Source organism: Jannaschia donghaensis, from assembly GCF_001403795.1.
GTDB lineage: Bacteria > Pseudomonadota > Alphaproteobacteria > Rhodobacterales > Rhodobacteraceae > Jannaschia > Jannaschia donghaensis.
This window is the reverse complement of record NZ_CXSU01000012.1, coordinates 70,144-91,756: the sequence shown is the minus strand read 5'-3', so window position 1 is coordinate 91,756 and position 21,613 is coordinate 70,144. Positions and strand designations below refer to the sequence as shown.

Annotated in this window: 23 protein-coding genes; 13 read left to right on the top strand and 10 right to left on the bottom strand. The window is 66.7% G+C overall.

Features of this window, described 5'->3' with window-relative positions:
* The 3 genes from JDO7802_RS09585 to folD all read left to right on the top strand — a co-directional run.
* The coding region (locus JDO7802_RS09585) for an MOSC domain-containing protein (RefSeq protein WP_144430677.1) at positions 1-338 on the top strand (338 nt) is incomplete at its 5' end.
* 412 nt (positions 339-750) lie between these two features.
* Positions 751-2,427 (top strand): formate--tetrahydrofolate ligase, encoded by a 1,677-nt coding sequence (locus JDO7802_RS09580; RefSeq protein WP_055085023.1) that lies wholly within the window; start codon positions 751-753, stop codon positions 2,425-2,427.
* A 166-nt stretch (positions 2,428-2,593) separates the two neighbouring features.
* On the top strand, positions 2,594-3,490 hold the full coding sequence (gene folD / locus JDO7802_RS09575; RefSeq protein ID WP_055085021.1) for a bifunctional methylenetetrahydrofolate dehydrogenase/methenyltetrahydrofolate cyclohydrolase FolD: 897 nt from the start codon (positions 2,594-2,596) through the stop codon (positions 3,488-3,490).
* Here the strand turns inward: folD and JDO7802_RS09570 are convergent.
* Positions 3,487-4,248, bottom strand: coding sequence for an alpha/beta fold hydrolase (locus JDO7802_RS09570; protein ID WP_055087189.1), 762 nt, complete (start codon positions 4,246-4,248; stop codon positions 3,487-3,489). The genes folD and JDO7802_RS09570 overlap by 4 nt on opposite strands.
* A gap of 163 nt (positions 4,249-4,411) precedes the next feature.
* On the opposite strand from JDO7802_RS09570, the gene rsgA reads away from it, so the two are divergent.
* Positions 4,412-5,443: a ribosome small subunit-dependent GTPase A gene (gene rsgA / locus JDO7802_RS09565; protein WP_055085019.1), complete on the top strand. Its 1,032-nt coding sequence runs from the start codon at positions 4,412-4,414 to the stop codon at positions 5,441-5,443.
* 58 nt (positions 5,444-5,501) lie between these two features.
* Here rsgA and JDO7802_RS09560 read toward each other — a convergent pair whose 3' ends face one another.
* A complete protein-coding gene (locus JDO7802_RS09560; protein ID WP_055085017.1) occupies positions 5,502-6,413 on the bottom strand; it encodes a pirin family protein in 912 nt (303 codons plus the stop codon).
* A gap of 114 nt (positions 6,414-6,527) precedes the next feature.
* Here JDO7802_RS09560 and JDO7802_RS09555 point away from each other — a divergent pair, with 114 nt between their 5' ends.
* A complete protein-coding gene (locus JDO7802_RS09555) occupies positions 6,528-7,010 on the top strand; it encodes a hypothetical protein (protein WP_055085015.1) in 483 nt (160 codons plus the stop codon).
* 10 nt (positions 7,011-7,020) lie between these two features.
* Here JDO7802_RS09555 and cobT read toward each other — a convergent pair whose 3' ends face one another.
* Positions 7,021-8,031: a nicotinate-nucleotide--dimethylbenzimidazole phosphoribosyltransferase gene (gene cobT / locus JDO7802_RS09550; protein ID WP_055085013.1), complete on the bottom strand. Its 1,011-nt coding sequence runs from the start codon at positions 8,029-8,031 to the stop codon at positions 7,021-7,023.
* A 76-nt stretch (positions 8,032-8,107) separates the two neighbouring features.
* On the opposite strand from cobT, the gene cobS reads away from it, so the two are divergent.
* Genes cobS through JDO7802_RS09530 form a run of 4 tightly spaced genes read left to right on the top strand, consistent with a single transcriptional unit; the run spans position 8,108 to position 10,900 of the window.
* Complete coding sequence (gene cobS, locus JDO7802_RS09545; protein WP_055085011.1) at positions 8,108-8,848, top strand: adenosylcobinamide-GDP ribazoletransferase; 741 nt, start codon at positions 8,108-8,110, stop codon at positions 8,846-8,848.
* A gap of 10 nt (positions 8,849-8,858) precedes the next feature.
* Entirely contained in the window at positions 8,859-9,539 is a 681-nt protein-coding gene (locus JDO7802_RS09540) for a molecular chaperone DjiA (protein ID WP_055085009.1), read from the top strand.
* Positions 9,536-10,546, top strand: a complete 1,011-nt coding sequence (locus JDO7802_RS09535; RefSeq protein ID WP_306455356.1) for an endonuclease/exonuclease/phosphatase family protein — start codon at positions 9,536-9,538, stop codon at positions 10,544-10,546. The genes JDO7802_RS09540 and JDO7802_RS09535 overlap by 4 nt, the downstream gene beginning before the upstream one ends.
* Positions 10,547-10,549: 3 nt before the next feature.
* On the top strand, positions 10,550-10,900 hold the full coding sequence (locus JDO7802_RS09530) for a hypothetical protein (RefSeq protein ID WP_055085008.1): 351 nt from the start codon (positions 10,550-10,552) through the stop codon (positions 10,898-10,900).
* Positions 10,901-10,907: 7 nt separating this feature from the next.
* Here JDO7802_RS09530 and JDO7802_RS09525 read toward each other — a convergent pair whose 3' ends face one another.
* Both JDO7802_RS09525 and JDO7802_RS09520 read right to left on the bottom strand, forming a co-directional pair.
* The gene (locus tag JDO7802_RS09525) at positions 10,908-11,612 is read right to left on the bottom strand and encodes a CDP-alcohol phosphatidyltransferase family protein (RefSeq protein WP_055085006.1); all 705 of its coding nucleotides are present in this window, start codon (positions 11,610-11,612) and stop codon (positions 10,908-10,910) included.
* A 93-nt stretch (positions 11,613-11,705) separates the two neighbouring features.
* A complete protein-coding gene (locus JDO7802_RS09520) occupies positions 11,706-12,284 on the bottom strand; it encodes a cytochrome P460 family protein (protein WP_055085004.1) in 579 nt (192 codons plus the stop codon).
* Between the two features lie 170 nt (positions 12,285-12,454).
* Between JDO7802_RS09520 and JDO7802_RS09515 the strand changes: the two genes are divergently transcribed.
* The 3 genes from JDO7802_RS09515 to JDO7802_RS09505 all read left to right on the top strand — a co-directional run bounded on the left by JDO7802_RS09515 (position 12,455) and on the right by JDO7802_RS09505 (position 15,570).
* A complete protein-coding gene (locus tag JDO7802_RS09515; RefSeq protein WP_055085002.1) occupies positions 12,455-13,633 on the top strand; it encodes an aspartate aminotransferase family protein in 1,179 nt (392 codons plus the stop codon).
* 75 nt (positions 13,634-13,708) lie between these two features.
* On the top strand, positions 13,709-14,635 hold the full coding sequence (gene argF, locus JDO7802_RS09510; protein ID WP_055085000.1) for an ornithine carbamoyltransferase: 927 nt from the start codon (positions 13,709-13,711) through the stop codon (positions 14,633-14,635).
* Positions 14,636-14,667: 32 nt separating this feature from the next.
* On the top strand, positions 14,668-15,570 hold the full coding sequence (locus tag JDO7802_RS09505; protein WP_055084998.1) for a DMT family transporter: 903 nt from the start codon (positions 14,668-14,670) through the stop codon (positions 15,568-15,570).
* Here the strand turns inward: JDO7802_RS09505 and JDO7802_RS09500 are convergent.
* Both JDO7802_RS09500 and JDO7802_RS09495 read right to left on the bottom strand, forming a co-directional pair.
* The gene (locus JDO7802_RS09500; protein WP_055084995.1) at positions 15,467-16,480 is read right to left on the bottom strand and encodes a serine hydrolase domain-containing protein; all 1,014 of its coding nucleotides are present in this window, start codon (positions 16,478-16,480) and stop codon (positions 15,467-15,469) included. The genes JDO7802_RS09505 and JDO7802_RS09500 overlap by 104 nt on opposite strands.
* Complete coding sequence (locus JDO7802_RS09495) at positions 16,477-17,298, bottom strand: ABC transporter permease (protein WP_055084994.1); 822 nt, start codon at positions 17,296-17,298, stop codon at positions 16,477-16,479. Before JDO7802_RS09495 ends, JDO7802_RS09500 begins: the two co-directional genes overlap by 4 nt.
* A gap of 142 nt (positions 17,299-17,440) precedes the next feature.
* Between JDO7802_RS09495 and JDO7802_RS09490 the strand changes: the two genes are divergently transcribed.
* Positions 17,441-18,067, top strand: a complete 627-nt coding sequence (locus tag JDO7802_RS09490; RefSeq protein WP_055084992.1) for a GcrA family cell cycle regulator — start codon at positions 17,441-17,443, stop codon at positions 18,065-18,067.
* 50 nt (positions 18,068-18,117) lie between these two features.
* Here JDO7802_RS09490 and pssA read toward each other — a convergent pair whose 3' ends face one another.
* The 3 genes from pssA to JDO7802_RS09475 all read right to left on the bottom strand — a co-directional run bounded on the left by pssA (position 18,118) and on the right by JDO7802_RS09475 (position 21,604).
* A complete protein-coding gene (pssA, locus tag JDO7802_RS09485) occupies positions 18,118-18,843 on the bottom strand; it encodes a CDP-diacylglycerol--serine O-phosphatidyltransferase (protein WP_055084990.1) in 726 nt (241 codons plus the stop codon).
* Positions 18,844-19,539: a phosphatidylserine decarboxylase gene (locus JDO7802_RS09480; protein ID WP_055084988.1), complete on the bottom strand. Its 696-nt coding sequence runs from the start codon at positions 19,537-19,539 to the stop codon at positions 18,844-18,846.
* A gap of 73 nt (positions 19,540-19,612) precedes the next feature.
* Positions 19,613-21,604, bottom strand: a complete 1,992-nt coding sequence (locus JDO7802_RS09475) for an AsmA family protein (protein WP_055084986.1) — start codon at positions 21,602-21,604, stop codon at positions 19,613-19,615.
* Positions 21,605-21,613 lie beyond the last annotated feature (9 nt).

The following is a 21,613-nucleotide window of genomic DNA, read 5'->3' as shown; positions in this document are numbered from 1 at the left end:
CCGAGATCGCCGCAAAAATGGGGCTGGATGATTTCGATCCGGCCTGGATCGGCGCGACGATGGTCGTGTCCGGAATTCCCGATCTGACGCATCTGCCCCCGTCCTCCCGCCTGCAGATCGCGGAGGGGGCCACCGTGACCGTCGATATGGAAAACCGGCCCTGTACCCTGCCGATCCCTGTGATCGAGGCGGATGCACCCGGGCATGGACGCGCGTTCAAGGCGGCCGCCGGTGGCAAGCGGGGCGTTACGGCCTGGGTTGAGCGGGAAGGTGTGATCCGCATCGGCGATCCGGTCCGCCTGCACATTCCCGATCAACGGGCATGGCACGGCGCATGAAAAACGCCGGGTTGCAGCCCGGCGTCATTCGAAATCAATGTTGGTCGGCTTGGCTCAGGCGAGCGCCAGGCCGGTCAGCATGGCAAGGCTGAAACCGGCGACAAAACCGGCGTGAATGAAAAGTTTGGTGGCAGTCATGGCAGGCTCCTAGGGGCAGGTCGGCGTATTGTTGCCGGTATCGAATGTCTTTCTTGCAGGCCTAACACCTAACAAATCCTTTCGGTTCCGCGATTCGGCAGACAATTTGCATGAGGTCGGATGACGCCGCCCCGGGCGCGCAGTTTCCGATCCGCTTCGCGGCGGGCGTGGGCGGCGTCGGAACGACGCAGAATGTCGGTTTTCAACACCTCGCCCCCCTGCCCTTGCCCCTAGGCGTTGTGGCATTCCGGGCCCGAAGAGGAGACCTTTCGCGATGACCCACAAGACCGACATCGAAATCGCACGGGCGGCAAGCAAGCGGCCCATCCTTGAAATCGGCGACATGCTGGGCATCGGCGCGGACGATCTGCTGCCATACGGCCACGACAAGGCGAAGGTCAGCCAGGCGTTCATCGACAGCACCAAATCCAAGCCGAACGGCAAGTTGATCCTGGTGACGGCGATCAATCCGACGCCCGCGGGCGAAGGCAAAACGACGACGACGGTGGGTCTGGGCGACGGGCTGAACGCGATCGGCAAGAAGGCGATGATCTGCATCCGCGAAGCGTCGCTCGGGCCGAACTTCGGGATGAAGGGCGGGGCCGCGGGCGGTGGATACGCGCAGGTCGTGCCGATGGAGGAAATGAACCTGCATTTCACCGGCGATTTCCACGCTATCACCTCCGCGCATTCCCTGTTGTCGGCGATGATCGACAATCACGTGTATTGGGGCAACGAACTGGACATCGATATCCGTCGCGTCGTCTGGCGGCGTGTGGTCGACATGAATGACCGCGCGCTGCGCCAGATCACGGCCAGCCTGGGTGGGGTCGCCAACGGCTTCCCGCGCGAGGCCGGGTTCGACATCACCGTCGCGTCCGAGGTGATGGCGTGCCTGTGTCTGGCGACCGATCTGAAGGATCTGGAGCGTCGGCTGGGCAATATGATCGTCGCATACCGCCGCGACCGCACGCCGGTCTTCGCCCGCGACATCAAGGCCGACGGCGCGATGACGGTTCTGCTCAAGGACGCAATGCAGCCCAATCTGGTTCAGACGCTGGAGAACAATCCGGCCTTCGTGCACGGCGGCCCCTTTGCCAACATCGCCCACGGCTGCAACTCGGTCATCGCGACGACCACCGCGCTGAAGCTGGCGGACTATGTGGTGACGGAAGCCGGGTTCGGGGCGGACCTGGGGGCCGAGAAATTCATGAACATCAAATGCCGGAAGGCCGGCATCGCGCCAGATTGCGTGGTTCTGGTCGCGACGGTGCGCGCGATGAAGATGAACGGCGGGATCGCCAAGGCGGACCTTGGGGACGAAAACGTGGATGCGGTGAAGGCGGGCTGCGCCAACCTGGGGCGGCACATCGGTAACGTGAAATCGTTCGGCGTGCCGGTCGTCGTGGCCATCAACCATTTCACCGGGGACAGCGACGCCGAAGTGCAGGCCGTAAAAGACTACGTCGTCAGCCAAGGGTCGGAGGCCATCGTGTCGCGTCACTGGGCGGACGGATCGAAGGGCAGCGCCGACCTTGCCACCCGCGTTGCGGAGATCGCGGATTCGGGTGTGTCGAATTTCGCACCGCTCTATCCAGACGAGATGCCGCTGTTCCAGAAAATGGAAACCATCGCCAAGCGCATCTATCACGCGGACGAAGTTCTGGCGGATGCCAAGATCCGCAACCAGTTGAAAGATTGGGAAGAACAGGGCTACGGCCATCTGCCGGTCTGCATGGCAAAGACGCAGTATTCGTTCAGCACCGATCCGACCTTGCGCGGGGCGCCAACGGGCCATTCGGTGCCGGTGCGCGAAGTGCGGTTGTCGGCCGGCGCGGGCTTTGTCGTGGCGGTCTGCGGCGACATCATGACCATGCCCGGCCTGCCCCGCGTGCCCAGTGCGGAAAACATCCGCTTGAACGATGCGGGCGAGGTCGAGGGACTTTTCTGACGGCATCGCGGACGATCCGGCGTTAACCTTGTTAAACGCAAGGTTGACGCCGAACAGCCATGGAAACGTGGCGGAACGGGTCATCGGCGGACAAATGCGGCGGGTGATCTACGGGTGACCGACGGGTGATCTACGTCGGACGTTAACGGTAAGCGAGGAACGACGAATGACGGCGACCATCATCGACGGGAAGGCCTTTGCGGCCGGGGTGCGGGGTCAGGTGACGACCGAGGTGGAGCGTGTGAAAGCCGCCGGCATCACGCCCGGTCTCGCCGTCGTTCTGGTCGGGGAGGATCCGGCCAGCGAAGTTTATGTCGGCCACAAGCACAGGGCGACCATCGAAGTGGGCATGACGTCCTTCGAGCATCGGCTTCCGGCGGATACCTCGGAGGGGGATCTGTTCGCGTTGATCGACCGGCTGAACGCCGATCCGGCGGTCCACGGTATTCTGTGCCAGTTTCCGGTACCTGCGCATCTGGATGAACGCCGGACGGTTGCCCGGATCGATCCCGCCAAGGATGTGGATGGGTTGAGCGTAACCAATGCCGGTCTTCTGGCCACCGGCGGCGATGCCCTGGTGAGTTGCACGCCGCTGGGGTGCCTGATGCTGCTGCGCGATCAGCTGGGCGATATGACGGGCCTGGATGCGGTGGTGATCGGACGCTCGAACCTTTTTGGCAAGCCGATGGCGCAACTTCTCCTGCGGGAAAACTGCACCGTGACGATCGCGCATTCGCGGACGCAGGACCTGGCCGAGGTGTGTCGGCGGGCCGATATCCTGGTGGCGGCCGTCGGACGCGCGCAGATGGTGCGGGGCGACTGGGTCAAGCCGGGCGCGACGGTCATCGACGTCGGCATCACACGGGGGCCGCACCCCGACAAACCGGGGAAATCACGGCTGCTGGGCGATTGCGATTTCGACAGCTGCGCCGAAGTTGCCGGGGCCATCACGCCCGTGCCGGGTGGCGTCGGCCCAATGACCATCGCATGCCTGCTGGCCAATACGCTGACCGCCTGCTGCCGGGCGCATGGGCTGGAGGAGCCGCAGGGCTTGACGGCCTAGGCGGCGTCCGGCGCGTCGAGGAAGGCGCGGCAGGCGGCCTCGAACGCGCGCGGGTTCTCGGCGTGCAGCCAATGGTGCGCTTCGGGAATTTTTGCGAAGCGTGCGTTCGGAAACAGCGTCTTGATGGTGTCGCGGTGATCGGGACGCACGTAGTCGCTTTCCCCGCCCGACAGGAAGAATGCGGGCGTGTCGACGGGGCCGGAGACATCCGGGAAACCGATGATGTTCGGCATTTCCGTCTCCAGCACGTCGAGGTTCAGCGCCCAGCGCTTTTCACCCGCGTCCAGCGATTGCAGCAGGAACGCACGCGTCCCGTCATCGGGCACGTCGGCCAGCTGCGCCGCCGCGTCGGATCGACGGGTCACGCGGGTCAGGTCGACGGCGCGCAAGGCTTCGATCAGATGCGTCTGCGTGTGGCCATAGGCGACGGGCGCAATGTCGGCGACGATCAGGCGATTGACCCTGTCCGGTTCGGTCAGTGCCAAGACCATTGCCGCCTTGCCGCCCATCGAATGGCCCAGAACGTCGTGCGGCGTATCGCCGATGACGGCGGCCAGGTCCTGCGCCATGTCGGGATAGGAGTGTGTGTCGAACCATGGGCTGTCGCCGTGGTTGCGCATGTCGACGGCAATGACCTCGCGGTCCGACGACAGGCGTTTTGCAATGACGCCCCAGTTGCGCGCCGACCCGAACAGGCCATGCGCGATAAGCAGCGGCGGACGGTCGGTCGGCGTCCCGTGGCGGATCGTGTTCAACATGATCACGCAGTATCGCCCCGCGGATCGGATTGCCAGATGCCGGGCTGGCGTCACCTTCCGCCGAAATTTGCCGCATCGCTTCGCCACTGCGCGGGCCTGCCTGAACCCTTGCCCCGCCCGCGGTGCCGTGCGACCTGAGAACCAGCACAGGAGAGGCCCGCGCATGTCCGACACGCCCGTCCCCACCGGTCCGACACTCCCCGATCTTGGTTGGCAGGCGTTCTTCGCCGACCAGGTCGCCGAGACGACGCGGGCCGTGCGGGTCATGGAAGTGCATCGCAGCGGCGCGCAGGCGCATGGGCCGATGGGTGAGGTGCGTGTGCCGCCTTCGGTGAATGCGACGGTGGGCGACTGGGTCGTGTTCGACCCGGACCTCCCCTCCAATTCGACCGTTCTGGACCGGTTCAGCCTGATCAAGCGCCGCGCGCCCGGCAAGGGGCACGAGGTTCAGGCCATCGCGGCCAATGTCGACACCGTGTTCGTCGTCACCTCTGCCACGCGCGAATTCAACGTGGCACGGTTGGAGCGGTATGTTGCGCTGACGCTGGAGGCGGGGGCCGAAGCGGTGATCGTGATCACGAAACCGGACCTGAGCGAAGATGTCGCCACCCTGGAGGCCGCCGCGCGCACCATCTCCGACCAGGTCGCGGTCGTGACGCTGGACGCGCGGGGGCCGGAGCCGCGGGACAAGCTGGCGCGGTGGTGCGCGGCGGGGCGGACGGTCGTGTTCCTCGGCTCTTCCGGCGTCGGGAAATCGACGTTGGTGAATGCCCTGTCCGACGGGCCCGAAATCGCGACACAGCCCGCGCGCGAAGCCGACCACCGGGGCCGGCACACCACGACGCACCGTCAGATGCACCGATTGGCGAACGGGGCGCTGGTCGTGGACACGCCGGGGATGCGGGAGTTGCAGCTGACGGACACCGCAGGGGGCCTGGCGGTTCTGTTCGCCGATCTGGAGGCGCTGGCGGCCACCTGCAAGTTCCGCGATTGCGCCCACGCGCAGGAGCCGGGCTGCGCCATCAAGGCCGCCTTGGCGGACGGAGAAATCGACGCGAAACGGGTCGAACGCTGGCAGGTGCTGGTGGCCGAGGACACGTTCAACACCCAAAGCCTGTCGGGCCGCCGCTGGGACGAAAAGGAACGCGCCGAAGGCATCCGCGACCGGCGCGCGCGGTTGGGAAAGGGCGGCTGACCGCCCCTTCTTATGGTTTTGACGTTCCAAAACGAGGCACAACGCCCCGCCGCGTGGGTCAGTGCGCCGGCTGAATGAACGTGCCGTTGCGCAGATCCTTCATCGCCTGTTGCAACTCGGCCTGCGTGTTCATCACGATGGGGCCGTGCCAGGCGACAGGCTCCTTGATCGGGGCACCCGACACCAGAAGGAAGCGCACCCCCTCCTCTGAGGCCTGAACGGTGATCTCGTCCCCGGTGCCGAAGCGGACCAGCGTGCGGTTGCCCGACAGGTCGCGGATGTTGACCTCCTGCCCCATCACGTCCTTTTCGATCAGCACACCCTGCGGCGCGCTGGCGTCGGAAAACGCACCCGCCCCCGCAAAGACATAGGCAAAGGTCTGACGGTAGGTGTCGACCTTGAAGGTCTTCTTCACGCCCGGCGGGACCGAAATATCGAGGTACGACGGATCGGCGGCGATGCCGTCAACCGGGCCCTTGGTGCCCCACAGCTCGCCCATGATGACCTTCACGGCCGTGCCGTCGTCGTCGATCACCTCGGGGATGTCGGAGCCCTGGATGTCCTGATACCGCGGTGCCGTCATCTTGAGGCTGCCCGGTAGATTGGCCCAAAGCTGAAATCCATGCATCTGACCGGCGGCGTTTCCGCGCGGCATCTCCTGATGCAGAATGCCCGACCCGGCGGTCATCCACTGAACCGATCCGGCCCCGAGGGTGCCCCGGTTGCCCAGCGAGTCGCCGTGCTCGACCTCTCCATCCAGGACATAGGTGATCGTTTCGATCCCCCGGTGCGGATGCCAGGGAAAGCCCTTGGAATACATATCGGGGTGATCGCCGCGAAAATCATCGAACAACAGGAACGGGTCCTGCTCGCTCGGGTCGCCAAAGCCGAAGGCCCGGTGCAGGTGGACGCCGGCCCCTTCGATGTGCGGTTGCGCGGCGCGGGTTTCGAGAACGGGACGCAGGGACATGGCGTATCCTTTCATGTTTGGTGTTGACGCAAAGGTAGGGACCCGGCCCGCGCACGGCAACGCGCGGCCGCGAACCATCGTTGTGCAGACCCGCGCGGGACGCTAGGGCGGGGCATGTCTGACGCGATGCACATCCTGCGACCTTCGACCCCGCGCCGCGCGATAGGCCTGGCCATTCAGGTCCTGCTGGGATTTCTGCTGTTGTGGCTGGCGGTGATGCATCCGCCGTCGAACCCGCTTTGGCTGCTGTTCCTGATCGTGCTTGGCGTCGCCGCCCTTGCCTTGGCGCAGAAGGGTTGGCGCGGGTCCGCACAGGCGATCGTGCTGCGCGAGGATGGCCTTTTCTCGGAGGACGGCAGGCCGATCGCCCCCCTCGACGATATTGCGTCGGTGGATCGCGCTTTGTTCAGCTTCAAGCCGTCGAACGGCTTCCTGATCCGCCTGAAGCGGCCCATCGGCCGGGCCTGGGTGCCGGGCATGTGGTGGCGCGTCGGTCGCCGCGTCGGCATCGGCGGGGTGACGGGCGGGGCCGACACCAAGATCGTGGCCGACGCGCTGTCGTTCATGGTCGCGGACCGCGACGGACCGCTGCGCTGAGGACGGTCGGTCAGCCGGCCGCCACGCCCGCTTCCTCGAACGTCGCCATGCCGGAATGGCAAACCAATGCGCTCTTGAGGATCTGAATCGCCAGCGCGGCGCCCGACCCCTCGCCCAGACGCAGGCCCAGCGACAGAAGTGGCGTCTTGCCAAGCGCCTCCAGCAGACGGGCGTGCGCGCCTTCCGCCGACAGGTGCCCGGCGACGCAGTGATCCAAAGCAGCCGCATCTTCGGCGTGCAGACACAGGGCCGCAGCCGAGCAGATGAACCCATCGAGGATGACCGGGATCCGGTGCGCCCGCGCCCCCGCAATGGCCCCGGCCATTGCGGCCAATTCACGTCCCCCCAGGCCTGCCAACACCGCCAGCCCCGAACGGCCCGGATTGGCGGCGAGACCAGCGGTGATGGCGGCCTGCTTGCGCGCCAGGCCCGCATCGTCGACGCCCGTGCCGCGTCCGGCCCATCCGTCACCGCCCAGAAGCGCGGCGGCGATTGCGGCGGCCGAGGTGGTGTTGCCGATGCCCATTTCTCCGGTCACTACCAGGTCGGCCTGCGGATCGACCGCGGTCCAGCCCAAAGCGAAGGCGGCGCAAACCTCGTCTTCCGTCATCGCGGGCCCTTGGGTGAAATCGGCCGTCGGCGTGTCGAGGTCGAGCGCGTGGACACCCAGCGTCGCCCCGGCCAGATCGGACAGCTGATTGATGGCCGCGCCGCCCGCTTTGAAATTTGCGACCATCTGCACCGTCACTTCGGGCGGAAAGGCACTGACGCCCTGCGCGGCGACGCCGTGGTTGCCCGCGAAGACCAGGACCTGCGGCTGCGTGATGCGCGGCCGCGCGTCGCCGACCCAGGCCGCGTACCACCCCGCCAGATCCTCCAGACGACCCAACGCGCCCGGCGGCTTGGTCAGCTGCGCATTACGCTCGGCCGCGCCGGTACGGGCCGCATCATCGGCAGCGGGGGCTGCGGCAAGGGCCGTGCGGATCGCGGTCAGGGTGCTCAGGTCGGGGGCGTCGGTCATCCGGGGTCTCTTCGCTTTACCGTTGTCGCTCCGAGCGATAAGCGAGCGGCACGCGAACCTCCAGTGCAGGAACGACATGCCCCCACGCGCCCGCGTCCTTTCGGACCTGATCTCGGCCTTCATGTTGCTGACGCGACTGCCGGTCCGGGGCACGCCCACACCGGCGGCGGCCGATGCGGCCTGGGCCTGGCCGCTGACGGGCCTCGTGGTGGCGGGACTGGCCAGCATGCTGGGCCTTGGCGCGCTGTGGCTGGGTCTTTCACCGCCGGCGGTCGCGGCGCTGACCCTGCTGGCGCTGATCGCGATGACCGGGGCGTTGCACGAAGACGGCCTGGCCGACATGGCAGACGGATTCTGGGGCGGGTTCACGCCCGAGCGGCGGTTGGAGATCATGCGCGACAGCCGCATCGGGGCGTACGGCGTCATCGCGCTGGTCCTGTCGCTGACGATCCGGTGGTCCCTGATCGCGACGGCCATCCTGCTTTTGAACCCGTTGGCCGTGGTCATCGCCGCCGTGGTCAGTCGCGCGCCGATGGCGGTCTTGATGCGCTGGCTGCCGCCCGCGCGCACCGACGGGCTGTCGCGGGGGTCGGGCGTGCCGCCGCTGTCGGGGGTGGCCATCGGCGTGGCGCTGGCGGTTGCGGCCTTGGTCCCCGCCGGGATGTCCGGCATCGTGGCGGGCCTGACGGTGATCGGCGTGACGCTGGGGATGGGCGTTCTGGCGCGGCGCAAGATCGGGGGGCAGACGGGCGATGTGCTGGGGGCGACGCAGCAATTGTCGGAAATCGCGGTTCTGGTCGCGCTGACTTCGGGTTAGGGTCCGCCCCATGTCGCTTTGGTCCCGCATCCTCGAAGTTCTTGCAAGCCTCGCGCCCGGTGAGGCGCTGTCGGGCCTGTTCGACCGGATGCGCGCGCCGCCCGAACGCTCCGTCGCGTTCACCATCGCGGTGATCGCCCTGTCGGCGAAAATGGCCAAAGCCGACGGCCAGGTCACCCGCGACGAGGTGTCGGCCTTCCGAGAGGTCTTCGTCATCCCGCCCGAGGAGGTGGACAACGCCGCGCGGGTCTTCGACCTGGCCCGCACCGACGTCGCCGGGTTCGAGCATTACGCCCGGCGCATCGGCGCGATGTTCCGCGACGACCGCGAAACCCTGCGCGACTTGATGGAAGGCCTGTTCCACATCGCCATGGCCGACGGAACGTACCATCCGGCCGAGGACGATTTCCTGAGCCGCGTCGCCCAGATCTTCCGCCTGCCGGAGCGGGAGTTCCGGTCGCTGCGCACCCGCTTTGTGCCGGGGGTGGAGCCTGACTGCTATGACGTGCTGGGTGTGACCCCCGACACGCCAATGGAGGAGATTCGCGCCGCCTGGCGCGCGGCGGTGCGCGAAACCCATCCCGACCGATTGATGGCGCGCGGCCTGCCCGAAGAAGCGGTCAAGCTGGCCGAAAAGCGTCTAGTTGCCATCAACCGCGCGTGGGAACGGATACAGGCCGGCACCGCATGACCCTGCGTCTGGCGACGTGGAATGTCGAATGGTTCAACCGCCTGTTCGGCGACGACGACAGTCTGGACCACGACGCGCAGACCACCTCCCGCTACGAGATCACCAAGGCGCGGCAGCTGGACGCCATCGCGGCGGTGATGCGCGCCATCGACGCCGATGCCCTGCTGGTGATCGAGGCGCCCGACGACGGACCGCGCCGGTCCACCCGGATCGCGCTGGAGCGGTTCGCGGATTGGGCCGGGCTGCGCACGTCGCGCGTGATGCTGGGCTTTCCGAACGAGACGCGTCAGGAAATCGCGCTGATGTACGACCCGGACCGCGTCACGCCCCGCCATGCGCCCGGAGACGGGGCGGAAGCGCCCCGGTTCGACCGGGTGTTCGGCATGGACCTGGACACCGATCTGCGGGCCGAAAAGCTGGTCTGGTCCAAGCCGCCGCTGGAATTGGACCTGGAGACGGCGATCGGCCCGCTGCATCTGATCGGCGTCCATGCCAAATCGAAGGCCGCGCACGGTGCCACGACGCCGGAGGACGCGCTGCGGATCAACATCCTGAACCGGCGCAAGCAGTTGGCGCAATGCATCTGGCTGCGCCGCCGGGTCGATGCCCGGCTGGCCGAAGGGCGGGATCTGATCGTGGCGGGTGATTTCAACGACGGACCGGGCCTTGACACCTTCGAGGCGCTGTTCGGGCGTTCGGGCGTGGAAATCGTGTTGGGCGACGGTCCGACCGCGCTGTTCGATCCCAACGCCCGGCCCGCGCGGATCGGGGCCGCCCTGCCCGCGACCGCACGGTTCTGGGACAATATCGGCAAGCGCTATCTGAACGCGCTTCTGGATTTCGCCATGGTCGGCTCCAGCCTGCGCGACCGTGCGGCCTGGCGCATCCTGCATCCCTTCGATGATCCCAAGGTGGCGGCCGATGCGACGCTGCGGGACGCCTTGCTGGATGCGTCGGACCACTTTCCCGTCATCCTTGACCTGACCGGCCCGGCGACCCACCTTTGAGGGATGAAAATCATCGCCACCGCCCTGATCGTCGCCACCGCCGCCCTGCCCGTCGCCGCGCAGGAGGAGGACAGCCTGATGAAGCGGGGCCTGCGCCTGTTCATGGAAGGCCTGATGGAGGAGATGGAGCCGACGCTGCGCGATTTCGGCGAACTGGCCGAGAACGCGGCCCCCTTCCTGCAGGAGATGCAACGCAGCCTGGGTGAAGTGGTCGAGGATTTCGACGCCTACCATGCGCCGGAGATCCTGCCCAATGGCGACATCGTCATCCGGCGCAAGACACCGTTGACCGATCCGCTGCCCCCCACCGAACCGGCGCTGCCCCCAATCGACGATCGCGGAATCGATCTGTGATGCAGGTCTAGGCGCGCGCCACGGCAAGACGGGCGAAAGCCTGCTGCACGAGGCCGGCCAACAAAAGATAGACCGTCGCCGCTGCAAAGACCCAGCCAAGAGGTCGTCCCAGTCCGAATTCCCCCCAGGCGGCCGTGAAGGCCAGCGCCATCCAGAGCGTCGTCACCGCCAGCGTCACGGGGCGCCATTGCGGCGTCCGGACGGGATGCACGAAGCGCAGCGGCAGGAACATCGCAATCGACAGCAGGATCGCCGCGACCAGCGTGAGCCAGGGGTTCGGCTCCAGGATGAAGACGGTAAGGGCCACCATGTTCCAGCAGCCGGGAAACCCCTCGAAACTGGCGTCCTCGGTCTTCATACGGGTGTCACAGAAATAAAGCGCGGAGGCGAAGGGCACGACCGTGAGAATGCCCCACCCCGCCCAACCAGGCACCAACCCCGAGGCATAGAGCGCATAGACCGGGATGAAGACATACGTCAGATAGTCGATGATCAGATCCAGAAGCACCCCGTCAAAGCGCGCGGCGTGCAGCGTCACTTCGTACTTGCGGGCCAGCGGGCCGTCGATGCCGTCGACGAAAAGCGCGGCCAGCAACCACAGGAACATCCACGACCATGCCGTCTCCACCGCCGCCAGAAGCGCGAACATGGCAAAGACCGCGCCGGTGGCGGTCAGAAGATGAACGGAAAGGGCGCGGGTTCGGGGCCACATGCACCTTACCTGCCCGGCGGAGCCGCCCTTGTCGAGACGTGGGCGTGCACCGCCGGACCACAAAATGCGCCCTGACCCCGGGCGGTGGACCGATCAGTTCGCCGTCAGGCGCACCTCTTCCAGCGGATAACCCATGCTGTCCTGATAATCGTAGCCGCCGTGGCAGTCGTGGCAGAATTTCTGGCTGATCTTCAACTCTTTGCCGTTGGGCTGAACGCCCGAATAGACCCAGTTGCCGTATTCGGGCGCATCGGCGACCTTTTCCATGATGAACAGGGGCCCGACGCGCGCCACGCCGTCCTTGCCGCCGATGCTTTCCTTGGCGAGGATCGAGCCGACGGGCATGGTGATGTCTTCCTCGAATTTCAGGTATTGTCCGGCGGCGATGTCGTTGACGAAGGTCTGGAGAAAACGGTTCTGGTGCGGCCCGGCGACTGCGGGGCGGGTCGAGGTGACCTGCCAATCGCGGTACTGGCCCGCAATCTCGTGTCCGGCCTTGGTGTACCCCGTCACCATCCGCTCCGACATGCAATCGTAGAGCGCGATGACCGCGGCCTCCTCCATGTCGAACCGGTCCTCGGCGATGGCGCAGGTGTCCTGCGCCGCGGCGGGCATCGCAAGGGTGAGGGTCGCGGCAAGGGTCGCGCTGGCGGCGATGATCTGACGGTGCATGGGGCTCTCCGGAATGCAAGAATGTCGCACCCTTGAAGCACCAGTACCGCGACCGGTCACGTGACAAGGGCGTGAAGGCCGCGTGATCAAGCCAGCCCCACGCCGAATTGACAGGATCGCGGAATTCCGTCACGCCTCGGACTTCCGCAATCTAACCCAAGGAAAAGGCCATGATCCCCGCCGTCCTTCCCATCTACAACCGTGCGCCCCTGAGCTTCGTCTCGGGCGAGGGCTCTTGGCTGGTGGAAGCGGACGGGCGACGTTTTCTGGATCTGGGCGGCGGCATCGCGGTGAACGTGCTGGGCCACGCCCATCCCGCGCTGACCGCGGCGCTGACGGCGCAGGCGGGGCAGCTGTGGCACACCTCCAACCTCTACCACGTCCCTCAGCAGGAGGCGCTGGCCGAGAAGTTGGTCGAACAGACCTTTGCCGACACGGTCTTCTTTGCCAACTCGGGCACCGAGACCTGCGAATTGGCCGTCAAGATGGCGCGCAAGTACTGGCACGAAAAGGGCCAACCCGAGCGTCATGTGATCCTGGCTTTCACGGGGTCGTTCCACGGACGCTCCTCCGCCGGTATTGCCGCGGCCGGATCCGAGAAGATGATCGGCGGCTTCGGCCCCGTGCTGCCCGGTTTCCGCCATCTGCCCTTCGGCGATCACGACGCCCTGGCGCAGGCGATGAAGGCCCCTGACGTGGCCGCCGTCATTCTGGAGCCGGTGCAGGGCGAAGGCGGCATCGTGCCGGTGCCGGATCAATGCCTCAAGGGTCTGCGCGATCTGTGCGACGACACCGGCGCGCTGATGATCCTGGACGAAGTGCAATGCGGCATGGGCCGGACGGGCAAGCTTTTCGCGCATGAATGGGCGGGGGTGACGCCCGACATCATGATGGTCGCCAAGGGCATCGGCGGGGGCTTCCCGCTGGGCGCGTTGCTGTCGACCGAACGCGCGGCGTCCGGCATGAAGCCCGGCAACCACGGCTCCACCTATGGGGGCAACCCGCTGGCCTGCGCGGTGGGCAACGCCGTGATGGACATCGTCGCGACCGAGGATTTCCTGTCGGAGGTGCGGCGCAAGGCCGGCCTGTTCCGTCAGGGTCTGGAGGGTTTGGTCGCCGCGCATCCGGATGTGTTCGACCTGGTGCGCGGATCGGGGTTGATGCTGGGTCTGAAGTGCAAGGTGCCCGCCGGGGACGTCGTGCAGGCCGCCTATGGCCAGGATACCTGCATCGTGCCGGCGGCCGACAACACGGTGCGCCTGCTGCCTGCGCTCAATATTTCGGACGACGATATCCGAGAGGCGCTCCGCCGCCTCGACCGCGCGGCGGCGTCGCTGGTCCCGGCCTGATCGCCTTCGCCTTCTGAACATTCTTGGAGGTCGGGCGGGCAGATTCCCCCCGCGCTCTCCACCCGGAGTTTTTCCATGACCAACTTCCTCGACATTCACACCACCGCCCCAGATCAACTGCGCGCGATCCTCGACAGCGCGAATGCCATGAAGGGCGCGCGCGGCGATCGCCCCAAGGGCACGCCGGACGACGACTTGCCGCTGGCGGGCCGCATCGTCGCGCTGATCTTCGAGAAACCCTCGACGCGGACCAGGGTCAGCTTCGACGTCGGCGTGCGTCAGATGGGCGGCACGTCCATGGTGCTGTCGGGTGCCGAGATGCAGCTGGGCCATGGCGAGACCATCGCCGACACGGCCCGCGTGCTGTCGCGCTATGTCGATCTGATCATGATCCGCACCTTCGGAGAGGATATCCTGAACGAAATGGCGGATCATGCGTCGGTGCCGGTCATCAATGGCCTGACCGACAACAGTCATCCCTGTCAGATCATGGCCGACGTCATGACGTTCGAGGAACATCGCGGCCCCATCCGCGGCAAGCGGGTGGCGTGGATGGGCGACGGCAACAATGTCGCGCAAAGCTTCCTGCATGCCGCCGCCAGCTTCGGCTTCGACTTTACCTTTTCCGGTCCGTCGCAGCTGGACCCCAGCGATGCGCTGATGGGGGCCGCGCGCAAGGCGGGTTGCGATGTGCGGGTAGAGCGGGATCCGGCCAAGGCGGTATCGGACGCCGACCTGATCGTGACCGACACCTGGGTCAGCATGGGGGATGCCGAAAGCTCCCGCCAGCGGCGCCACAACCTGCTGCGTCCGTATCAGGTGAACGAACGCCTGATCGAGGCGGCCCCCGACGACGCGCTGGTCATGCACTGCCTGCCCGCCCACCGCGGCGAGGAGATCACCGACGCCGTTCTGGACGGACCTCGGTCGGTCGTCTTCGACGAGGCCGAAAACCGCCTGCACGCGCAGAAGGCGATCATGCGGTGGTGCCTGGATCTTTGACCCCAGCCCCCGCCGCCGCGCAGCGACCCGGCATGGCGGTGGCGTTCATGCTGGTTGCGACGCTTTTCATCGCGGCGACGATGCTGTTGGCGAAGGCGTTGGGGACGGATGCGCTTGGACCGGGATTGCCGCCTTTCATGGTGACGTTCGGCCGGTTCCTGTTCGCATGGCTGGCCATCACGGCTTGTCTTGCGGCGGTGCGTCCCCGCTTTACGCCGCCCGATCTGCGCACCCACGCGCTGCGCTCGGCGTTCGGCTTCACTGGGGTAACGCTGATGTTCGCCGCCGCCGCCGCCATCCCCCTCAGCGATGCGACGGCGATCAGCTTTCTCAACCCTGTTTTCGCGATGATGCTGGCCATTCCCCTCCTCGGAGAGCGTGTAGGACGCTGGCGATGGCTGGCGGCGGGCATCGCGTTGATCGGCGCGCTGGTGCTGACGCGGCCCGGCGAGGGCACGGTCGAGGTGGGGGCCCTTTTCGCGTTGGGGGCGGCCTTGGCCTACGGCGTGGAGGTCATTCTGATCAAACGTCTTTCGGGACGGGAGCGCCCGCTGCAACTGCTGTTCGTGAACAATTGTTTCGGGTTGGCCTTTGCCGCCGTCGGGGCCGCCGCGACGTGGCAGACGCCGACCCCGGCGCAATGGGGCGCGATGGTGGCGCTTGGCAGCTTGATGGCCTGTGCGCAGTTCTGTTTCGTCAATGCGATGGCGCGGGCCGATGCCAGCTTCGTGTCGCCTTTCGTCTATATGACACTGGTTTTCGCTGGCGTTTACGACGCGGCGATCTTCGGGGTGATCCCCAACGCGATCGGCTCGGTGGGCGCGTCGCTGGTCATTGCGGGGGCGGGTCTTCTGGCGTGGCGGGAAGGTCGCTTGCGGCAAGCCGCGTCAGCGCCAGCGCCGTTCCAGCCTCTGCCGCCGCGCCGGCCTGATTGATGGCGACGAAGACGGCGCGGTCCGGCACGACTTGGACGCGCGCGAACCACAACGTGTTCGACCCGGCGTGAACCAACGCCCCGTCGCGCAGGCCCCAGCCCATCGCGTAATCGCCGACCGGCGTATGAAGCCTGTCCCAGATGCCCGGCGGAAGGTAGTCCGGCGTGCGGGTCGCATGGGCCGCCAGAAAGGCAAGCATATCGGTCGCGGTCGCGTGGAGTGTTCCGGCCGGTCCCATCGCGGGCAGGTTGTCGGCACGCGGCCCGGGCGGCACCGGATTGCCAGCGGTTGTGTGCCCGAACACCGCGTTCGGCGGACCGAAGCCAGCCCCCGTCATGCCCAGCGGCCCGAACACCTCGGCCTGGATCAACTCCTCCCACGGCATTCCGCCCGCCGCCTCCAGCATGGCACCGGCGACGACGTAGCCCGCGTTCGAATACAGAAAATCGCCACGCGGTCCCTCCGGCGGTCGGCCCAGCATGTGGGCGACATAAGCGGGCCGTGTGGGGCGAAGGATGGCGCGAAGGCGCGGGATGTTGGCCGCCATGCCCGACCGGTGGGTCAGCAGGTCGGCCAAGGTGACATCGTGCCAGGCCTTGTCAGCCTCCAACAGGTCACCGATGGTCGTGTCCCATCCGATCAGGTCGCGATCGACCAGACGTCCGGCAAGTGTCGCGGTCATCGCCTTGGTCAACGATCCGATGTGAAACGCCTCCGTCCCGTCCAGGGGCGGGCCGTCGGCGTAGTGCAGGCCCGCGAACCCCGTCTGCTGTGCGTCGGGCGTCCAGACACCGATGACCGCGCCGGGGGCGATGGCGGCAAGGTCGTCCGCCGCGTCCCGCAGGGACACCGCATCCTGCGCCTGCACCGCCCCCGCGCAAAGCAGCAGGACAAGCGCGGCGCGGATCACGATTTCAGGCGGTAGCCGGTGCGGAACATCCACCACGCCAGCGTGCAGACCGCCAGCGTGGACCCGGAAACGACGAGGAGGCCAAGGACCGGAGAGCTGTCGGAGACGCCCAGCACCGCCGAGCGCAGGCCGTCGATCAGATAGAACACCGGGTTCGCATGGCTGAGCGCCTGCATCACCGGCGGCAGCCCTTCGATGGAATAGAAGGTGCCCGACAGAAAGCTGAGCGGCGTGACGATGAAATTGGTGATCGCCGCCATCTGGTCGAACTTGTTGGCGAAAACGCCCGCGATCACGCCCAGCGATCCCAGAAACGCGCCCCCCAGAACGACCCAGACAAGGGCCATGAGCGGGTTCTGCACGCCCAGCCCGATCAGCGGGAACATCAGCAGCGCAATGGCGACCGCGACGACGATACCGCGCACGACGCCCCCGGCCAGGTATCCGACCAGAAGCTCCGTCGCCGACAGCGGCGGCATCAGGGTGTCGACGATGTTGCCCTGCACCTTGGAGATGACGATGGACGACGACACGTTGGCGAAACTGTTCTGGATGACGGTCATCATCAGGATGCCGGGGGCCAGGAAATGAATGAACGGCAGGCCCATGACGTCGCCGCGCTTGGACCCGACGGCCAGCGTGAAGACCAGCAGGAACAACCCCGCGGTGATCAGCGGGGCCAGCAGGGTCTGCGTCCAGACGGAGGCGAAGCGGCGCACTTCGCGCTGCACCAGCGTCCACATGCCCAGCCAATTCACCAGCCCGAACCGGCGCACGCCCTGCTGCACGTCTGCCGGTGTGTCCGCGATATGTGTCATCCTGACCTCTCTGTGGTGGCGACCGCTTGTGACGGGCGCGTGGGATGCTTACAATAGCACTTCCTCCGGCGTCGCCACCCCCTTCTGGACGTGCGCAAGCGAACAACCGCGACGGGGCAGACGAGCAGTTAGGAGAATTCACATGGCCTGGACCGACGATCGCGTCGAGACGCTCAAGAAGATGTGGGGCGACGGTGCGTCGGCTTCGCAGATCGCCAAGGAACTTGGCGGCGTGACGCGCAATGCGGTCATCGGCAAGGTGCATCGCCTGGGCCTGTCGAACCGCAACACGGACGATAAGCCCGCCGTCGCCGATGCCAAGCCAGCCCCCGCGCCCAAGGCCGCGAAGCCCAAGGCAAAACCCGAACCCAAGGCCAAGACGCCCGAGGAGACGACCGAGCCCCCCGCCGTCGTGGAAGACGATGATGACGACGAGCCGCGCACCATGGCGGCCGTGCCGCCGCGGACGGGCAACAATATCACCGCCCTGCGCAAGCCGTTGATGGCCGGTCAGCCCCTGCCGCCGCAGCCGTCGGCCAACGAAATATCGCCCGAGGCGCTGGCCAAGGTCAACGCGGTCGAAAGAACGGCCAAGAAGATCAGCCTGATGGAATTGACCGAGCGGACCTGCAAATGGCCCATCGGCGACCCCGCGACCGAGAAGTTCTGGTTCTGCGGATTGGGTGTGCAGGCGGGCAAGCCCTATTGCGAGGCGCATGTGTCGGTCGCGTTCCAGCCGATGTCGTCACGCCGCGATCGCAAGCGGTAAAGTCAGACTTGCATCGAAGATCGGAAGGCCCGTCCCGCGACGGGCCTTTTTCATGTCCGCTTGCTAAACACGCCCCAGGCCAACAAGCTGAGGTAGATCACTGTCGCGCAAACATGGAACGTCCAGATCCGGGTCAGCATCATCCCGATGATGACCGCCGCCGCCAGCAGCACATAGACGGCGTTGTCCCGGCTGACCTTCATCGCCTTGAGCGACACGGTATTGAACCGCGCGATCATCATGCCGCCCACGGCCAGCATCCAGATCGCGATCAGGATCTGCGCCTCGCGCGGATCGACCAGACCCGAAAGCCACAGCGTGACCGGAAAGATGCCCAGCATCGCGCCCGCCGGGGCCGGCACGCCGGTAAAGCTCTTGCCGCTGGCCGATGTCTCGTCCTTGGCGGCCACGTTGAACCGCGCCAGCCGCAGGCAGCAGCAGATCGCGAAGAAGAGCGCGGCAAGCCAGCCCATCCCGGCCAATCCCTCCAGCCCGAAGTTATAGACAAGCAGCGCGGGGGCCACGCCGAAGCAGACGAAATCCGACAGGGAGTCGAGTTCGGCCCCAAACGGCGACGCCGCATTCAGCCGCCGCGCCAGCAGCCCGTCCAGCCCGTCGACCAACGCCGCCAGGATCAGAAGCCCGGCAGCCAGCTGAAACTGCTCGGTGAAGGTAAACCGGATCGAGGTCAGCCCGAAGCACAGCCCCAGCATGGTGACGAGGTTCGGCACCAGCGTGACGACCGGCAGTCGGCCCTCGCGTGCGTCCTTGGTCATTTACTCGACCCGCGCGGTCGCCGGGCGGTCGTCGCCCAGCACGGCCAGGATGCTCTCGCCCGAAGTCATGGTCTGACCGACCGACACGCGCGGGGCGGTGCCTTCGGGCAGATAGACGTCCAGCCGGGACCCGAAGCGGATCAACCCGAAGCGGTCACCCCGCTCCAGCATCGCGCCCTGATCGACTTCGCACAGAATGCGCCGCGCCACGAGGCCGGCGATCTGCACGACGCCCAGCCGGGTGCCGTCGGACATGGTCAGGACGATGCCATTGCGCTCGTTCTCCTCGGAGGCCTTGTCGACCTCGGCGCTGAGAAATTTGCCGGGGCGATAGGCGACGGATGTCACCTCACCGGCGACAGGCGCGCGGTTTACGTGGCAGTCAAAGACGGACATGAAGACCGACACCCGCATCAGCGGTGCCGCCCCCAGATCAAGCTCGGCGGGCGGCACGGCGGGTTCGATCAACGATACCACTCCGTCGGCGGGGGACACGATCTGCCCCTCCTCCATCGGGATGGTCCGTTCGGGATCGCGGAAAAAGTAATAGCACCAGATCGTCAGCACGGTGCCGATGATGCCCAAAGGCTCCCAGATGATCCACAGGACCAAGGTGACGGCGGCAAAGATCGCGATGAATTTGCGGCCTTCGGGGTGGATCGGTTTGACGACGGTTCCGACGAGGCTGACGCTCATGGAGGACTCCTTTGTTGACGCGGCAGATAGCGCGCCCGACCCGCACCGTCCAGCAAGCGTGTCGCCGCGGGCGTCACCGGCCGAGCAACAGGTCCAGCAGCTGTTCCTCGACCCGCTCCTTTATGGCATCTTCAACCGCACCGCGATCGCGCAGATCCTCGGGGGCGACGTCCAGTTCGGCGGCCAGTTTGGCGCGGGCGGCCTGCTCGACGCGGATGCGGGCGGCGTCAGCCTCGGCGCGGGCCTTCGCCTCCATCTCCTCGCGTTCGCCCTCCAGCCGTTGACGGGCCATGTATTCCAGATCGGGACGAATGCTGGGGTCGGACCACGGTCCTTCGATCAGGATCGGCACCGTGATGCCGCTGCTGTCCTCGCCGCGCCGGACGGTCGGCAACACGCGGTAACGGATCGTTTGCGGCCCCAGCGATATGCGCCCCGCGCCGCGCGCCGTCAGATATTGCGCCGTCAGCGACAGATCCTCGTTGCGCGCAACCCCGTCGGCGATGGCGAAACTGCCTGAAAAGCCGTCGAACACGGTCTTCTGCCCCTCGCCGCGGAAGCCGGCGTCCATCTCCCGCACCATACCGACGATATCGAGGCCCAGAAGTTCTCCGCGCCCGAACTTGAACGATGCGGTGCCATTCAGGCTGTCGATCAGGGCCTGCGTCGTGGTGCCCGACCCCAGGACATCGATGGCCACATCGGCCTGTCCGACAAGGCGGTCGAAATCGGCGAATTCCGTCAGGAACGGCAGCATCTGCAGGCCCGACAGCTGAAGATCGACGCGGCTGGACGGGGTGCCGCGTCCGTTGACGATGACGTCGCCCGTCACCGTGCCGCCGTAGGCCAGCAGCGGTTGCAGCGTGGCGACCATTCGGCCGCTCTCCAAAGCGACGCGGGCGCGCACCTCCTCCAGCGTGGCGTCGCCCAGCGTGATCGGCCCGGACGACAGGGTCAGCTCTCCGTCCAGGGCGAACAGGGCCGTGACGTCGATTTCCTCCCGGCCCCAGCCGGTTTCGGACACCAATGCCGTTTCCCCGCCCTGCCCCTTTTGCGACAGGGACGTCAGATCCAGACGTTGCGCCGACAGGGTGCCGACGACCCGCGGCCGTTCGCCATTGGGGTCGATGTCGAGCGCGCCGTTCAGCCGGTTTCGGTCCAGATCGATCACCATGTCGCGCAGGTGCAGCGTCTTGCCGGGGGCCAGCGTAACGGCCGCCTTTACGGCGATGTTCGATCGGCCAAGCCCGTCGGGCAGATCGGGAACGATGACGTCGAAGATGCGCGCCACGCGGAACCTGTCCGACGATGTAGCCTCCAATCGCCCTTCAAACGACGGCGGGTCGAAATCGGCGCGCCCATCCAGCCGCAGCGCAGTTTCCCCGGCGGTAAACGTCAGGGCCACGGGGGTGAGCGCCCCGTCCAGCAGCGGGCGTGCCGCCTCGGTCGACATCTCCAGCTTGATCGCCTGCCCGTCGAGCAGCGCGGAGCCGGCCAGGCGCACAGGGCTGTCCAGGTCCCTGACCCGCGTTTCCAGATCGACGGCCCGCAATTCGACGCGGGTGTCGGCACCATGGTCCAGCCATGTGATCTTCGCGCCGTTCAGAACCGCCCTATCGATGGAAAAGTTGCCCGCATCGGACGGCCCCGACGGCGCGGCGGCCGTGTTGGCCCCGGTCCGGGCGGCGAATTCCCAGTTCGCACGCCCGTCGGCCGCGCGTTCCAGCAGCAGCGCCGCGCCGTCGACGCGCAGCGTTTCGATCCGCACGTCACCGCCCAGAAGACCGCCAAGGGCGATCCCCACCTCCAATGTGTCCGCCGTCAGCATCGGGCCTTCGTCCGACCAGTCGGCATTCGCGACCGTGATCGCCTCGGCCCGCACACCAAGGTGCGGCCAGAGCGTCGCCTTGACCGGCCCGTCGAAGGTGAGCGCGCGGCCCGTGGCGTCGGCGAACCGATCGGACGCCAGCGCCGCCACCCGTTCGGTCGGCACGAGGATCAGGGCGACAACGGCCAGCACGACCACCACCGCCACGGCCCCAAGGATGCGAAACAACCACTTCATGCGTAAACT

Bases quoted from the DNA above. Each gene is read 5' to 3' on its own strand.
- JDO7802_RS09580 (WP_055085023.1), top strand. From the start codon at position 751: ATGACCCACAAGACCGACATCGAAATCGCACGGGCGGCAAGCAAGCGG.
- folD (WP_055085021.1), top strand. From the start codon at position 2,594: ATGACGGCGACCATCATCGACGGGAAGGCCTTTGCGGCCGGGGTGCGG.
- JDO7802_RS09570 (WP_055087189.1), bottom strand. From the start codon at position 4,248: ATGTTGAACACGATCCGCCACGGGACGCCGACCGACCGTCCGCCGCTG.
- rsgA (WP_055085019.1), top strand. From the start codon at position 4,412: ATGTCCGACACGCCCGTCCCCACCGGTCCGACACTCCCCGATCTTGGT.
- JDO7802_RS09560 (WP_055085017.1), bottom strand. From the start codon at position 6,413: ATGTCCCTGCGTCCCGTTCTCGAAACCCGCGCCGCGCAACCGCACATC.
- JDO7802_RS09555 (WP_055085015.1), top strand. From the start codon at position 6,528: ATGTCTGACGCGATGCACATCCTGCGACCTTCGACCCCGCGCCGCGCG.
- cobT (WP_055085013.1), bottom strand. From the start codon at position 8,031: ATGACCGACGCCCCCGACCTGAGCACCCTGACCGCGATCCGCACGGCC.
- cobS (WP_055085011.1), top strand. From the start codon at position 8,108: ATGCCCCCACGCGCCCGCGTCCTTTCGGACCTGATCTCGGCCTTCATG.
- JDO7802_RS09540 (WP_055085009.1), top strand. From the start codon at position 8,859: ATGTCGCTTTGGTCCCGCATCCTCGAAGTTCTTGCAAGCCTCGCGCCC.
- JDO7802_RS09535 (WP_306455356.1), top strand. From the start codon at position 9,536: ATGACCCTGCGTCTGGCGACGTGGAATGTCGAATGGTTCAACCGCCTG.
- JDO7802_RS09530 (WP_055085008.1), top strand. From the start codon at position 10,550: ATGAAAATCATCGCCACCGCCCTGATCGTCGCCACCGCCGCCCTGCCC.
- JDO7802_RS09525 (WP_055085006.1), bottom strand. From the start codon at position 11,612: ATGTGGCCCCGAACCCGCGCCCTTTCCGTTCATCTTCTGACCGCCACC.
- JDO7802_RS09520 (WP_055085004.1), bottom strand. From the start codon at position 12,284: ATGCACCGTCAGATCATCGCCGCCAGCGCGACCCTTGCCGCGACCCTC.
- JDO7802_RS09515 (WP_055085002.1), top strand. From the start codon at position 12,455: ATGATCCCCGCCGTCCTTCCCATCTACAACCGTGCGCCCCTGAGCTTC.
- argF (WP_055085000.1), top strand. From the start codon at position 13,709: ATGACCAACTTCCTCGACATTCACACCACCGCCCCAGATCAACTGCGC.
- JDO7802_RS09505 (WP_055084998.1), top strand. From the start codon at position 14,668: ATGGCGGTGGCGTTCATGCTGGTTGCGACGCTTTTCATCGCGGCGACG.
- JDO7802_RS09495 (WP_055084994.1), bottom strand. From the start codon at position 17,298: ATGACACATATCGCGGACACACCGGCAGACGTGCAGCAGGGCGTGCGC.
- JDO7802_RS09490 (WP_055084992.1), top strand. From the start codon at position 17,441: ATGGCCTGGACCGACGATCGCGTCGAGACGCTCAAGAAGATGTGGGGC.
- pssA (WP_055084990.1), bottom strand. From the start codon at position 18,843: ATGACCAAGGACGCACGCGAGGGCCGACTGCCGGTCGTCACGCTGGTG.
- JDO7802_RS09480 (WP_055084988.1), bottom strand. From the start codon at position 19,539: ATGAGCGTCAGCCTCGTCGGAACCGTCGTCAAACCGATCCACCCCGAA.
- JDO7802_RS09475 (WP_055084986.1), bottom strand. From the start codon at position 21,604: ATGAAGTGGTTGTTTCGCATCCTTGGGGCCGTGGCGGTGGTGGTCGTG.